Source organism: Gilliamella sp. Gris1-4 (assembly GCF_001690335.1).
Classification (GTDB): Bacteria; Pseudomonadota; Gammaproteobacteria; order Enterobacterales; family Orbaceae; genus Gilliamella; species Gilliamella apicola_P.
Window position 1 is genome coordinate 13,656 of the sequence record NZ_LZHA01000032.1, and the last position, 14,539, is coordinate 28,194.

Here is a 14,539-nt window from a genome sequence, read left to right on the forward strand (position 1 = left end):
TAATTTTTGCCTCACTAGTTTTTATTTAATTAGTGAGGTATTTTCAACATATCTTCACTTATATTTAGTTCTTTTGGGTCTTTATTTAAAAATAGCGTTAAATTCTACTAGCCTTTTAAGTAAAAGATAAGTAGAATGCCTCGGCAATATTTTATCAACAATTTAACTCAATGGTGAATATTGTCATGTCCCGTATTGTCAAAGAAGCTCTCACGTTTGACGACGTGCTATTAGTTCCCGCTCATTCAACTGTATTACCTAACACGGCTGATATTAGCACTCAACTAACCCAAACTATCAAGCTCAATATTCCAATGCTTTCTGCCGCAATGGATACTGTAACTGAATCAGATTTAGCTATTGCACTAGCTCAAGAAGGTGGTATTGGGTTCATTCATAAAAATATGTCAATTGAAAATCAAGCCAATCATGTAAAACGTGTTAAAAAACATGAAAGCGGTATAGTACAAGATCCTGTATCAGTCCTACCAACTGCAACTATAAAGCAAGTTATCGAACTAGCTAAAGAGTACGGTTTTGCCGGTTTTCCGGTTGTGACTGAAACTCAAGAACTAGTTGGCATTATCACCGCACGCGATGTACGATTTGCAACAGATCTCTCTTTACCTGTTACTGCGGTGATGACACCAAAAGAACGCTTAGTGACTGTAAATGAAGGTGAACAACGAGAAATCGTACTACAAAAAATGCACGAATACCGTGTTGAAAAAGTCCTTGTTGTTGATGGTCGATTTCACCTAAAAGGCATGATCACGGTCAAAGATTATAACAAAGCTGAACAAAAACCCAATGCTTGTAAAGACGAGCAAGGTCGTCTGCGTGTTGGGGCCGCTGTTGGTGCAGCAGCAGGTAATGAAGAACGCATTGCAGCATTAGTAGAAGCTGGTGTTGATGTATTATTAATTGACTCGTCACACGGTCATTCCGAGGGGGTACTTGAACGCATTCGCCAAGCAAGAAAGACCTATCCAGAACTGCAAATTATTGGAGGTAATGTTGCTACAGCCGAAGGTGCTAAAGCCTTAATTGATGCCGGCGTTAGTGCTGTTAAAGTTGGAATTGGTCCAGGCTCTATTTGTACAACTCGTATTGTCACTGGCGTTGGTGTACCACAAATTAGTGCTATTATGGACGCAGTCGAAGTGGCGCAAAAGCACAATATCCCAGTTATTGCTGATGGTGGAATTCGTTTTTCTGGTGATATCGCTAAAGCGATTGCTGCAGGCGCGTCCTGTGTGATGGTTGGTTCTATGTTTGCAGGTACTGAAGAAGCTCCTGGAGAAATTGAACTATTCCAAGGTAGAGCCTATAAATCATACCGAGGTATGGGATCGCTTGGTGCCATGGCTAAAGGATCTTCTGATCGTTATTTCCAAACCGACAATGCTGCCGATAAACTTGTGCCGGAAGGTATAGAAGGGCGTATTGCCTACAAAGGTTTACTAAAAGAAATAGTTCACCAACAAATGGGGGGATTAAGATCTTGTATGGGATTGACCGGTTGCGCAACAATTGATGAGTTAAGAACTAAATCTAAATTCTATCGTATTACAGGCGCAGGAATGAAAGAAAGCCATGTACACGATGTACTTATCACTAAAGAACCACCTAATTACAGAGCTGGAGCATAAAACTAGGAGGGAGAATTCTCTCCCAGTTATCACTTCGCATTTTATTCAGGTTTTAATTTAAATTTCTGATACAAATTGTAAATAAAAATACTAACCTTCAAAAACAAAACAACGTCAAAAAGCAACAAAAACACATTTTATAATCAAAAACACTGTTTTTAAATCATTTGTAAAGACTTAAAAATATTTCATAAAATAATTTAACCAATCATTGCGAAGTTTTACAAAATTCTCAGCCAAAAAGCTAGCCAAGCTTAATTTAAGGATTATAATTCCTATATACGCAAAGGTTATGTATTTCATGAATAGTAGAGTTGATGCTTTAGTAAAATATGAATTTATCTTGCATAAGTTATTTGCTAACTGAAAGATAGGATAATTATTCTATCTAAATAAATATCTTGATATTTCAAATATCCCGACATCGTGTTTTAGACACCTTACAGGGGTGGATAGAGATCCGTAACGAGACTTCTATCTAAGTTTGTAAAAGTGAAATAGTGTACTTAACAAATATTGAAAAATTAAATCTGGGTAAGATTCCCGTTTATTCACTCGTAATAAACTTAATAGTGATGAACCAAGATAGAGAAGATTAATTTTTCACAGTTAACTTTATCAACAAAATTAACCAAGCAGTTGGTTGTAGTGATGTTTTATGTATTCGCGTGGTGTCCCTGCATCAGCATGAGTTTTATTCTGACTCGATTACTTACTATGAACTATAACTTGCTTTTACTGTCAGTTATGACAAAACTAATAAATATGGTGGTCTAACTGGTAGGTAGGATGAAAGGAAGGATTTGATTGTTAAATTTACTATATCTACACTTATGGTCGCAACTTCCCGACTATAGGTGTTTAAGATTTAGCAAATCAAAAACCAACTGACTTGGTCCTTATTGTAGGCAATAAAGGATAAAAATAACCCAAAAACAGCTTTACTTTTAAATAAAGTTTGCCACGTAAATATTTTATCTAACTAATTCATTAATGATATGAATATCTTATAAAAAATTTTATAGAAAATCAGCTTCTCTCATATCCTAAGAAGATTTTTACAATGTTAGAATGTGTTGATAACAGACTAATTTTAAAGTGTTAATTAGGAATTATACGAGCGATATCAAGAATAAAAATAAAATCACACAACATCTACAAAGATAAGTATTTCTTTATTTTTCCTTGCGCTTATTTACATAAAATACACGGAAAAACTAGCTTAACAGCTTCCAATATTTATACTTTCAATTGGTTAAATTTGGTTATATTTAATAAACCCCCTACCAGAAAAAACGAATTCAAACAGAAAAGTTAACAAGTAAAACGCAATGAGTTTTAATAATGGATAAAGTGCAGGAAGTACTGGTCTTGGCAAACCTATATTCGAATTTATCATTGACTGTTCTATTGTTACTGCCGTAAACATTCGATTTGCAGGCATTATCAGTAACAAATGACTTAATTAATGATGCTATGCCATCTTCAACGATTAATAGTTATCAGCCTCGAATAGGGAAAGGATTCATTACGGAATGGGGCTTTATATCTGTATATAAAAATGCAAACATCTTTCATAGTAGAATTTGTATGAGTGATTCGAATGCAGATGGCACCATCAAGTTTGCAGTCTATGAATATAGTAGTAGAATTTCTGCTACCCCAAAGATAGAACTCTATGTGTCGTTTGTCTGACTCCTTAACTTCTGTGTTAGTGTTATGGGTAGGGCAGAAATGGAGTTTAAAGAATCATAAAGAACGATCCTGTAATTGTTTGATTTTATTTGAATGATAGCATAAAAACTTCAATAAAATCAATAGCATACTGGAACGATTTTAGGCCTTTAAAAAGCACCTACTCCACCAGTCCCAAAAAACACCCAACCGCTACGCCCCCATAAAAAACGCCACTCCCCAAAAAAAAGCCAAAGCAACCCCAAACTTACCCTTAACAAATCTTTACAATAAATTAACAAAAAAAGTGGCGCATTATTCATCATCAAGTTATAATTTTTGAGCTTATTCAGGCAAGGGGTCGCTCAAAATTCAAACGAACGGATATAAAAATCTAGAAAAAACAAGAAATTACTTGACAAGTAAATAAAAATGCATTACCATGGCTGGCATGCCAAACCTATGCCCTAAATCTTATTGATTCGCAAGGTGGCCAAAGTAGGGCGCCACAGTTATTTTCATCATCGAAGTCATTTCGCGTAGCGAAATTGACGCCGTCGTCGGGGTCTTTACCGCCGATATCCAAGAGGTTATCCAAACCGCTATTATTATCAAAATCGGCATTATTCTTTGCGCCGTTATTGTTATTGTCATATACGCAGGGTATACAGGCGTTAACGGTAAATACAACCAATACTATTCACGGTAGTGGGCCGTAAACGTTTGATGGAGGGCGGACAAAGGCAACTAATACAGACACCTTTTTGGCAATCGAGTTACCAGATGGAAGAACTATCACGCCATCGACCAACACGTCAAGTTCGACAAACCCGATAATGTTACCTAGTGGTAATTTTACATTTAATGATATTCATATGGTAATACCCTCGGGTTCAACGGCTACCAGTTTAAATAGCTTAATTAGCCAAGGAAAGTGGGGGGATGATGATGGTGATGGACAGGTAACAGCGACAGGGAATGTATCAGTATCAATTTATGATAAAGACGGTAGAACTGTTAGTCGAGGTAATACATTAAGCATTTGTAGTGCGCCTTATAAAGTAACCTTAAGTAGTACAGGAGGAAGTTTAGCTACACAGTACGGTATACCCAATAGTAGTACTTTTAGCGGAGGCACTGCGGAGTATTATATCACTTTACCATCACAGCCAGTTATTTGTTACGTAAAGTCGAATTTTGATCGAGGCACAAATACGAGCTTTTTAGCTCAGCCATTGTATGGTTTAAATTTTCCAAGTACGGGAGTCAATGGTTTTGGTTTCAGCTTAGAGATAGCAGGAGTGGATGCAAGTCAGTTGACGTGGGCTTCTGTCAGTCGTGGTGGAATAACGGTATCGGTTAGTTCGACAGGATCAGGTGCCCAAGTAGGATTATATGGTCCAGATACTTCTCAGGATAGAGAAAGTACACCTAATCCAATTGCTCCTCGCCCCTCGTTGCCACAGACATTTGAGCTAGAGGGAAGGGATAGTAGTGGTAATGTTGTCGTGAAATATGGATTTATATTGAATAAGTGGTTCGTCAAGCGACGTGTAGCCGAAGATAATAATGGTGATGCACAGGGTAGATGGTGTCGTAGTTTAGGCTATCGTCTTTCTAAAGTACGTGATTTAACTAATGCACGTCGTGGTCAGAGGTGCTCACGTCGAGTTGGTGGGGGGCTTTCTTGTGAGTGGGGTCCTATCTCTAGTGGATATTTCAAGGTCGATGAGCTCGTAAACGATCGCCCAGGCTGTGTCAAAATTGAAGATGGTACTCCAATGTGGAGTAAAACTCGTCTTACTTTTGCCTTTTGCGTCACCCCTTAGTTCTTAGCGTTTAGTTCTTAATCCTTAGGGCGCGGGGGTGGTTATGGTGCTTGAGAGGATAATATAAAAAAGAATAAAGCCCCCGCGTAAGTTGGGACGTTTCCCTTAGGGTTGCGCCGTTGTGGCAAAGCCACAATAGCGCCGCCCCCCCGCCGCCGACGCTGAAAGTGTCGATGGCTGTTTTAGTGGATTACGCTGTGGCGGTTTAAAGCTGTGGTCTATTTTAGTTCGGCAAGGTTTCGGACGTTTTAGCTTTGGGTGAATAAAATAACTACAGTGACAACGTCCGAGTCAGGGAATTAAAGCGAATTCCCTGACAACCCACGCTTTGGCTACAGAATGTGGCCTACGGCTGCCCGACGCCGACGCTCGGTCTTAACGCACCGTTTGTGCGATTACTCGTATCATCCTGATACTCGCCTCTACGAGGCCACCTTCGCTGTGCTCAGATGTTCAAATTTGTTCCAGACAAATTTGTCAAGCGCGCCACAAACTCGCCAAACGTCCTGTTTGGCGTGCTAACCTCGCTCTGTTGTCGGCACATTCTAACGCCGTAACAAGACAGATAACATAACCTTAAGTGGTTTTTATAAATTATTTTTTTAAATAAAAGTATCAATTTAAAGCTACAACATCTATTGTTTTTATCATCATCCCAACAAATATCCGCCTATTGTGGATAGTGCGTTTATTCAAGAGTTAAAAAACTATTTCAGCCAATAGCAGAACACACTGTGCCTGATGGGGCTATAGCTTAAGGTTGTGTTTTTGCTAAAAAGCACTAGGTAAAAACTATAATAAAATCAATAGTATACCGGAGCGCTTTTAAAGCTAAAATATAATGCTATTAAGTTAATTCATCAAACAGAATGGGTGGTGGGTTATGTTTTTCTTGGAACATAAATTTTTGAGAAAAATTTAAACATTTTGCTCCTTTATCTGTTTCAAAAATATTCGTTAAACAACGTTATTACAAGATACCAGTAGGAACAAACCCAATTGTACGGTAAAATAGCTCGCATTATTACAATAAATTTCCAAGGAAATCGCATGACGACTGAAATGACAACACTCGACAAAATCAAAAAACAAATTGCCGATAACCCGATTATTTTATATATGAAAGGTTCGCCAAAATTGCCAAGCTGTGGCTTTTCGGCTCAGGCGGTGCAGGTTTTGTCGCAATGTGGTGAAGCGTTTGCTTATGTTGATATTTTACAAAACCCTGATATTCGTGCCGAATTACCTAAATTCGCTAATTGGCCAACGTTTCCACAATTATGGGTTGAAGGCGAATTAGTAGGTGGCTGTGATATTATGCTAGAGATGTTTCAAACAGGCGAACTGCAAGCACTTATTAAGCAAACTGCGGAAAAGTATAAATCCTAATTTGATGCAGTATGGTAAATTAAGCGCGCAAAATAGGCGCGCTTTTTTATTTTTGTAAATTTGTAAATTAACACTGTTTATTCTTGAAATTGTTACTGTTCATATTGTTGTTTATTATCTAAATCTTTTTCGATTTTTGTATCTACATCGGAATCCGTAACTGCCAAAGGCCATCCTCCAAGTGATTTAAGTCGATTAACAATTTTACAAAAAAGTATTGCTGTTTTTTGTGTATCATATAGCGCACTGTGAGCTTGCTTATGATCGAATGTGATTTGTGCTGTTTGACAGGCTTTGGCAAGCACTGTTTGGCCAAAAACCAAACCACTGAGTGACGCTGTGTCAAAGGTAGCAAATGGGTGGAATGGATTGCGCTTTATACCTGTGCGTTCAGCAGCTGCCATTAAAAAACTATGATCAAAGTGTGCGTTATGCGCAACAATCACTGCCCGAGTACATTCACTAGCTTTTATGCCTGATCTAACCATTTTAAAAATTTCGTCTAAGGCGTGCTTTTCGTCAACACTGCCACGAAGTGGATTATCAGGATCGATGCCATTAAAAGCAAGAGCTGCTGGTTCTAAAATTGCACCACTAAATGGATTGACATTAAATTGTAAGGATTGATCTGGCTCTAGCCAGCCATCTGGGGTCATTTTTAAGGTGATAGCGGCGATTTCTAAAATAGCGTTGAGTTTTGGATCGAATCCAGATGTTTCAATATCAATTACAACAGGATAAAACCCACGAAAGCGTTCACATAATTTGGCGTTTGGCACGTTAATTTTTCTTATCTATCAAAAAAGCGCTATTATGACAGCTTTTAACCTGTTCGCCTAGCATTGGCTACAAGAGTTTGTATTCAATTTGTTAATCTTTGTAAAAAGCTATACAGTAAGTCTTATTCAAATTACATTAAAACTAATGAGTAGATGCGATTATTGGTTAATGTGATTATAATTATCAATCATCATCAAACAATATGAAAACTGAACGAATAATGTACAACTTTGAATTAGAACAGATAATTAATAACGAACTACAAATTAGTCGTTATCGTGACTATGCGCCAAATGGATTGCAAGTGCAGGGGCGTAAGCAAGTGAATAAAATTGTCACAGGCGTGACCGCTTGCCAGTTATTGTTAGATAAGGCGGTTGAATTAAAAGCTGACGCGGGTCTGGTACATCATGGCTATTTTTGGAAGAGTGAGCCGCAAATCATTACAGGCATTAAATATCAAAGGATTAAAACACTATTAACTAACGATATTAATTTATATGGTTATCACTTGCCATTAGATGGCCATCCTGTTTTGGGCAACAATATTGAACTGGCTAATTTATTGGGTATTTCAATCGATAAACGTAATGACATTACCGATCTGCTTTTTACTGGTATATTAAACACGCCACTTACTGCTTTACAATTTAAACTCCAACTTGAGCAAGTATTACACAATAACCAGCAACAAGTACTATTTTGTGGAGATAATGCTCCGCAAGTTATTAATCGAATTGCATGGTGTAGTGGTGGAGGGCAAGATTATATTGAACAAGCAGCATTAATGGGAGTGGATGCTTTTTTTACTGGAGAAGTGTCTGAACGCACTATCCACATTGCACGCGAATATGGTATTAATTTTTATGCCGCTGGACACCATGCTACCGAACGTTACGGTATTAAAAAATTGGGTGAATGGCTAGCGAGCTGTTACGGTGTTGAGGTTATTTTTGTTGATATTGATAATCCTGTATAACAAAAGTTGAATTTGGTCTAGAAATATCGCATACTTATCGGCAGATTTTTATTCTTTACGTTGTGTTATAAACCAATTATATGAGAGGTCGTTTTATGTTTACAGGAAGTCTGGTCGCACTTGTTACTCCCATGGATACAAAAGGAAACGTTGACCACGTAAGCTTAAAAAAATTGGTCGAATATCATATTGCAAATGGAACATCGGGTATTGTTTCGGTTGGTACAACAGGCGAATCAGCAACACTTGATCACCATGAGCATATTGATGTAATTAAAAGAACAATTGACTATGCTGATGGGCGTATTGCCATTATTGCTGGCACAGGCGCAAACGCAACGAAGGAGGCTATAGAATTAACCAGTAAGGTCGAAAATATTGGCGTCGTAGGCTGTTTAACGGTTGCACCTTATTATAACAAACCGACTCAAGAAGGTATGTATCAACATTTTAAAGCTATTGCCGAAAGTACGGACTTACCACAGATTTTATATAATGTACCAGGCCGTACGAGTAGTGATATCAAGCCTGAAACTGTTGGGCGTTTAGCTAAAATTAAAAATATTGTTGCATTAAAAGATGCAACAGGCGATTTATCAAGAGTTTATCCTACTCGCAAATTGGTTGGAGCTGATTTTAAATTATTGAGTGGCGATGATTCAACCTTTTTAGATTTTATGATTTTAGGTGGCGATGGTGTTATTTCTGTAACAGCAAATGTTGCAGCCAAGGCGGTTGCTACTGTGTGCCAGCTTGCGGCTAATAATCAAATTCAAGAAGCCCGCAATTTAAACGATACTTTAATGGCTTTACATCACAATTTGTTCATCGAACCCAACCCAACACCAGCTAAGTGGGCTTGTGCAAGATTAGGTTTAATGCAAAATGCAACAATTAGATTACCAATGGTCTCATTGAGCACATCGTCAATTCCTGCGGTTGAACAAGCGTTAAAAGACGCAAATTTATTGTAATATAACCTTTAATTTTAAAAGCAGATATTTATGTTAAATAGCACATTAAACAGAACATTAAACTTAACCTTATTTAAAGGTAACGTCATTAAAAAAACAGCTGTTTTAACCGTTTTGACTTCTCTATTTCTTGTTGGCTGTGGTAGTGATCAAAATTTTAAGCGTGAAGTTGATGGTAATGAAGATTATCTTAAGTCGCCTAGTTTAAAGCCGTTAATTATTCCTGAAGGTACTTCTGTGCCGGCGGAAAGTGGTGATTTTTATATTGTTACAACTGAGGTTAAAGGCGAATTAGGTAAAAAGCTTGATATTAGACCACCAGTTTTACCGATCCCAACTATTCAAGATGCATTTGCGATTTATAATAATGGTTCGGTCACGTTTAATGCGCCATTAAGCAATAATATTTGGGATCGTATTCCTGATAGCTTGAGTAAACGAAATATCTTTATTGCTAGTGGTGACAATAACAGCATTAAAACTAATAAGGCCTTTATGGTGCGTGCAGACGAAGATCAAGCCGTTGAAGCCAGTTATTCAATGACACGAGAATTATTGGGCGATACCGAAACAATCACCATTTCAATTACCTCATTAACCCGTGGTACTGAAGATTTAATTTCACAACCAATTGAAGTACAACGCTATGTTGTTGGTTTATTTAATGACATAATGGATGATGTAGCGCCTGATTCAGTTCGGGTTGTGCCACGAAAAACACAAGACAAAGAGGCTGAAAAGGAAAATGCCGAAGGCAAAAAAACAGCAACAGCCATGAGCGGTGCAAATCAAGAATAAGTTTGGAATTTAAGGAGCGAATAGCTCCTTAATTATTTATTGGCAATTGATATAAGGTTATAAACATGAAAAAGTTGGCTGAGCTTTATCGTGGTAAAGCTAAAACAGTATATACCACCGAAAACTCTGATTTATTGATTCTTGAGTTTCGTAATGATACATCGGCATTTGATGGCTTGCGTATTGAACAGTTAGATCGTAAAGGCATGGTTAATAATAAATTTAACTATTTTATTATGAGCAAATTGCGCGAAGCTGGCATTCCAACTCAAGTTGAGACCTTATTATCTGACAATGAAGTGCTGGTTAAAAAATTGCAAATGGTACCTGTTGAATGTGTGGTACGTAATAGAGCAGCGGGCTCTTTAGTTAAACGTTTAGGAGTTGAAGAAGGTAAAGTTTTAAATCCTCCTACGTTTGAATTATTCCTAAAAAACGATGCATTGCATGATCCAATGGTTAATGAATCACACTGCAAGGCTTTTGGTTGGGCTAGTGATGATCAACTTGCTAGAATGAAAGAACTTAGCTTTAAAATTAACACAATCTTGACTGATTTGTTTGATAAAGCAGGACTAATATTGGTTGATTACAAACTCGAATTTGGATTATTTAAAGGCGAAATCACTTTGGGTGATGAGTTTTCTCCTGATGGTTGTCGTTTGTGGGAAAAAGAGACAATGAAAAAAATGGACAAAGATCGCTTTCGCCAAGGTTTGGGTGGTGTGATTGAAGCCTATGAAGAAGTAGCAAAACGAATTGGTGTTCCTTTGTAATGTTTGCACAGTTTGATATCTCTTTTTTTCTACTTTTGGGGTTAGCGGCGCTGTGTTATTTAACACACAATAACACCGTGACATTTGCAGTGCTGTTATTGTTACTGTTTAAATTAACGCCGCTTGCCACTTATTTTCCATTTTTAAATCAATATGGCTTAACAATTGGTATTGTTATTTTAACTGCCGCAATGATGGTGCCTTTAGCTGATGGTTCGTTAAAAATAGGCGATATTGCTAAATCATTTACCACTTGGCAATCTATATTAGCTATTTTTGTTGGAATTTTAGTATCTTGGCTTGGTACGCGAGGTATATCCCTCATTGGTGCACACCCTACGATTATTAATGGCTTAATTATTGGTACGCTAATTGGTGTGGCTTTTTTCAAAGGTATTCCTGTTGGTCCTCTGATTGCTGCAGGTATTTTGTCGTTGTTAATTGGAAAAAGTTAACCTATGCACAAGTATCCCAACAGCACAAGAACGCTATGGGTGTTACAGGGTGAAACCACACAGTTATTCGAGCAACTTAGCCAGACTATTTGTTATTACTCTGGTGATTGGTTAACGGTTACATCTCACTTTGAACTTTCTAGTTATTTACCCAACACATTAATTTCTGATGTAATACCGCCCAATCAAACTAAACAGTTATTGGGACGCCAGTATCGACATGCTATTTTTGATGCAACGGTTGGATTTAATCTTGATGCCTTTGCTATGCTTGTTGGCACGTTAGTTAAAGGTAGTATATTGGTTTTATTATTGCCTAAGAATCTGTCTACTTGGCATGATCAAGATAGCTTACGCTGGAACGAAAGCCAAATGCCCATTAATGTGCCTAATTTCGTTGCCCATTTAATACAGAGTTTAACTGAATTTGGTTTATCAATTTATCCTAAAATTTCATCAAAACAGGTTATGTCTTCTAAGATATCTTTGCCTGAAGTTATTATTGATGATGTTTGTGATTTAGCCGAGCAACAAGCAACTTTAAAACAATTATTAAATAGCACTAAGCCTATTAACGTATTAGTCGCTAAACGTGGACGCGGTAAATCGGCACTAGCTGGGTTATTTAGCCATTACCAACGTTGTATTGTGACAGCACCAAATAAATCAGCACTGACCACCTTTTTTGCTTTTGCTAAGCCCGATACCCCATTTTTTGCCCCAGATGAATTAATTGCTCAAGCATGTATTACCGTTGCCGATTATTTAATTATTGATGAAGCTGCCATGATCCCACTTCCTATGTTGGAAAAATTGTTAAAACTAGCTAAAACAAATAACACTCGAGTATTATTAACAACGACTGCTGATGGGTATGAGGGTACAGGGCAGGGCTTTTTATTGAAATTGTTATCAGGTAAAGCATGCCAATGTTTTCAGCTAGTTACCCCCATTCGTTGGCAGGCAGGTGATATGTTAGAGCAATTTAGTGATCGGTTGTTACTTAATGGTTTATTAACAAAGGGCGATAATTTTGATGTAAGCTCATCATCAATCCAATATTCAAAAGTTGAACGTAATAATGTTGATACATTAAGGTCAATATTTTATTTATTGAAAGTAGCTCATTACCAAACTACGTTAGTTGATTTAAGACGTCTGTTTGATGCGCAAAATTTGACAATTTGGCAAGCGACAGCTAACGATAACCAAATAGCTGCCGCACTCACTGTTGTTGAAGGTAACTTACCAGATAGTTTAATAACCGAAGTGTGGCAAGGTACGCGTCGACCAAAAGGTAATTTAGTAGCACAGTCGTTAGTTGCCCACGCAGGTGAGCCGCAGGCGGCTAAATTGCGCTCAGTTCGGATTAATCGTATTGCGGTTATTAGTGCCTATCGGCGACGGAATATAGCAAGGCAACTTGTGCAAGCTATCTTTGAAGATGCCAAAGCTCAAAATATTGACTTTTTATCGGTTAGCTTTGCTTATACTCCGTCAAATTACCAATTTTGGATTGCTTGTGGGTTTGTTTTGGTGCATGTCAGTAGTCATAAACAGGCAAATAGTGGTAGTTATTCAGTTATGGCGCTAAAGCCATTAACCGATTCAGGGCGAAATCTAACCATTAAATTAAAACAAAAATTACAGCGTAATGTTTATTGGCTCAAAGATATTATTGATTTACCATTTACTGAGATGATTGAAAGTAAGGATAAGTCACAACTAACACAAGATTTAGACGCCTACGATTTTGATGAACTAAACGGATTTGCTTACTATCATCGACCGTTTGAAGCCACTTATGCCACACTGTGTCGATTAGTTCGCTATAATCAAACGCATCAACAATCGCAACCACAGCAACAACTAACATTGCCTGTGTTATCAGCACTAATAAAAAGCAAAAACAACCAATCTTTGCTCATTAGTTCATATCAACTTGCAGGAAAAAATGCATTAATGCAAACCATCAAGCAAGAGATCAAAACATGGTTAGCAATTCAAGTTAGTAAATAATGGCAATAATATGCTTTTTGACGAAAAAACCAATAATAAAGATAGCTGATTATCATTGCAGGTTACCAAGGGCTATGTTTACAATAGTTACCATGTTTAAGTTCAACTTAATTTTTACCCAACTAGTTTAAACTTAACTAGTTTCAACATAATTCGTTTTAATTAAAAAGGAATTGAATGTGACGCAAAATAAATTAGAAAACCAAGCACAACATCGCCATTCAAAAAAACGAACTCAAAATCCAAACAATCAACCCACAACAGGTATTGAGTATTTTTTTAAAGGTTGGTCATTGGCATTTAGTCCAGGTATTAAGCGATTTGTTTTTTTACCATTAATTGCCAATGTTGTGATTATGTCAGCATTATTTTATTGGTTCTTTACGGCTATCTCGGGCATGGTTGATTGGGGAGTGTCGTATATGCCAAGTTGGTTACACTGGCTTGGATATGTTATTGTTTTTATTGTTATTTTAGCATTGGTTATTTTGTTTTGTTATTTCTTTAGTACGGTAACCAATATCATAGCAGCTCCGTTTAATGGCTTGTTAGCTGAACAGGTTGAAGCACAGTTAACGGGGATCCCCGCAGCAGATATGTCGTGGATAAGTCTTATTAAGGATCTTCCTCGTATTTTTAAACGTGAACTACAAAAACTACTTAACTATTTATTATGGGCAATTCCGATACTGCTAACTTATTTTATTCCTGTTATTGGGCAATCAGTAACGCCAGTGGTTTGGTTTTTATTTACCGCTTGGCAAATTAATATCCAATATGCTGATTATGCCTTTGATAACCACAAAATTACTTTTCACCGTATGCGTGAATTACTCAAGCAAGATCGGGTAGATAATTTAACTTTTGGTATGATAGTCAGCTTTTTTACCATAGTGCCATTGCTTAATTTAATTGTTATGCCTATTGCGGTATGTGGCGCAACGGCAATGTGGGTTGATCGCTACCGTCATCAAGCCTTATTTGACAGTAGTAGCCAAGACTTTCGTTAAGCAGAGGGTTATTTTTTCTTCGTCGAATTTGTTGATGGCCAATCGTCGTCATCATATTGATAAGGGATAGGTTTTATCCCTTTCTTTTTTTCAAGATACGCTTTATAACTTAGTCGATTCAGCGCCTTAATAGTATTAATAAAAATCCCAATTAAAATAACCACAATTATCCACCAGTAATCTTTAAGCCACTCCATCGTACTT

The 14,539-nt window shown here is 37.3% G+C and carries 13 protein-coding genes; 10 read left to right on the forward strand and 3 right to left on the reverse strand.

Features of this window, described 5'->3' with window-relative positions; genetic code table 11:
* Positions 1-185 precede the first annotated feature (185 nt).
* Entirely contained in the window at positions 186-1,652 is a 1,467-nt protein-coding gene (gene guaB, locus A9G31_RS03990; RefSeq protein WP_065560546.1) for an IMP dehydrogenase, read from the forward strand.
* Positions 1,653-3,786: 2,134 nt separating this feature from the next.
* On the opposite strand, the gene A9G31_RS11580 is transcribed toward guaB, so the two are convergent.
* Positions 3,787-4,020, reverse strand: a complete 234-nt coding sequence (locus A9G31_RS11580; protein WP_141671376.1) for a hypothetical protein — start codon at positions 4,018-4,020, stop codon at positions 3,787-3,789.
* 70 nt (positions 4,021-4,090) lie between these two features.
* On the opposite strand from A9G31_RS11580, the gene A9G31_RS03995 reads away from it, so the two are divergent.
* Both A9G31_RS03995 and A9G31_RS04000 read left to right on the forward strand, forming a co-directional pair.
* Positions 4,091-5,155 carry a hypothetical protein gene (locus A9G31_RS03995; RefSeq protein ID WP_065560547.1) on the forward strand — a complete coding sequence of 355 codons (1,065 nt, stop codon included), beginning with the start codon at positions 4,091-4,093 and terminating at the stop codon, positions 5,153-5,155.
* Between the two features lie 1,062 nt (positions 5,156-6,217).
* Positions 6,218-6,544 carry a Grx4 family monothiol glutaredoxin gene (locus A9G31_RS04000; protein WP_065560580.1) on the forward strand — a complete coding sequence of 109 codons (327 nt, stop codon included), beginning with the start codon at positions 6,218-6,220 and terminating at the stop codon, positions 6,542-6,544.
* A 92-nt stretch (positions 6,545-6,636) separates the two neighbouring features.
* Here A9G31_RS04000 and rnt read toward each other — a convergent pair whose 3' ends face one another.
* Positions 6,637-7,329, reverse strand: a complete 693-nt coding sequence (gene rnt, locus A9G31_RS04005; RefSeq protein WP_141671377.1) for a ribonuclease T — start codon at positions 7,327-7,329, stop codon at positions 6,637-6,639.
* Between the two features lie 215 nt (positions 7,330-7,544).
* On the opposite strand from rnt, the gene A9G31_RS04010 reads away from it, so the two are divergent.
* The 7 genes from A9G31_RS04010 to cysZ all read left to right on the forward strand — a co-directional run bounded on the left by A9G31_RS04010 (position 7,545) and on the right by cysZ (position 14,335).
* Entirely contained in the window at positions 7,545-8,303 is a 759-nt protein-coding gene (locus A9G31_RS04010; RefSeq protein WP_065560549.1) for a Nif3-like dinuclear metal center hexameric protein, read from the forward strand.
* A gap of 95 nt (positions 8,304-8,398) precedes the next feature.
* Positions 8,399-9,277 (forward strand): 4-hydroxy-tetrahydrodipicolinate synthase, encoded by an 879-nt coding sequence (gene dapA, locus A9G31_RS04015; protein WP_065560550.1) that lies wholly within the window; start codon positions 8,399-8,401, stop codon positions 9,275-9,277.
* A gap of 30 nt (positions 9,278-9,307) precedes the next feature.
* Positions 9,308-10,075 (forward strand): outer membrane protein assembly factor BamC, encoded by a 768-nt coding sequence (bamC, locus tag A9G31_RS04020; protein ID WP_065560551.1) that lies wholly within the window; start codon positions 9,308-9,310, stop codon positions 10,073-10,075.
* A gap of 65 nt (positions 10,076-10,140) precedes the next feature.
* Positions 10,141-10,851 carry a phosphoribosylaminoimidazolesuccinocarboxamide synthase gene (gene purC, locus A9G31_RS04025; RefSeq protein WP_065560552.1) on the forward strand — a complete coding sequence of 237 codons (711 nt, stop codon included), beginning with the start codon at positions 10,141-10,143 and terminating at the stop codon, positions 10,849-10,851.
* A complete protein-coding gene (locus A9G31_RS04030) occupies positions 10,851-11,306 on the forward strand; it encodes a DUF441 domain-containing protein (RefSeq protein ID WP_065560553.1) in 456 nt (151 codons plus the stop codon). Before purC ends, A9G31_RS04030 begins: the two co-directional genes overlap by 1 nt.
* A 3-nt stretch (positions 11,307-11,309) precedes the next feature.
* Positions 11,310-13,325: a tRNA(Met) cytidine acetyltransferase TmcA gene (locus A9G31_RS04035; protein ID WP_081299335.1), complete on the forward strand. Its 2,016-nt coding sequence runs from the start codon at positions 11,310-11,312 to the stop codon at positions 13,323-13,325.
* A gap of 179 nt (positions 13,326-13,504) precedes the next feature.
* The gene (gene cysZ, locus A9G31_RS04040; RefSeq protein ID WP_081299336.1) at positions 13,505-14,335 is read left to right on the forward strand and encodes a sulfate transporter CysZ; all 831 of its coding nucleotides are present in this window, start codon (positions 13,505-13,507) and stop codon (positions 14,333-14,335) included.
* A gap of 8 nt (positions 14,336-14,343) precedes the next feature.
* Here cysZ and A9G31_RS04045 read toward each other — a convergent pair whose 3' ends face one another.
* Complete coding sequence (locus A9G31_RS04045; RefSeq protein ID WP_065560555.1) at positions 14,344-14,532, reverse strand: YpfN family protein; 189 nt, start codon at positions 14,530-14,532, stop codon at positions 14,344-14,346.
* Positions 14,533-14,539 lie beyond the last annotated feature (7 nt).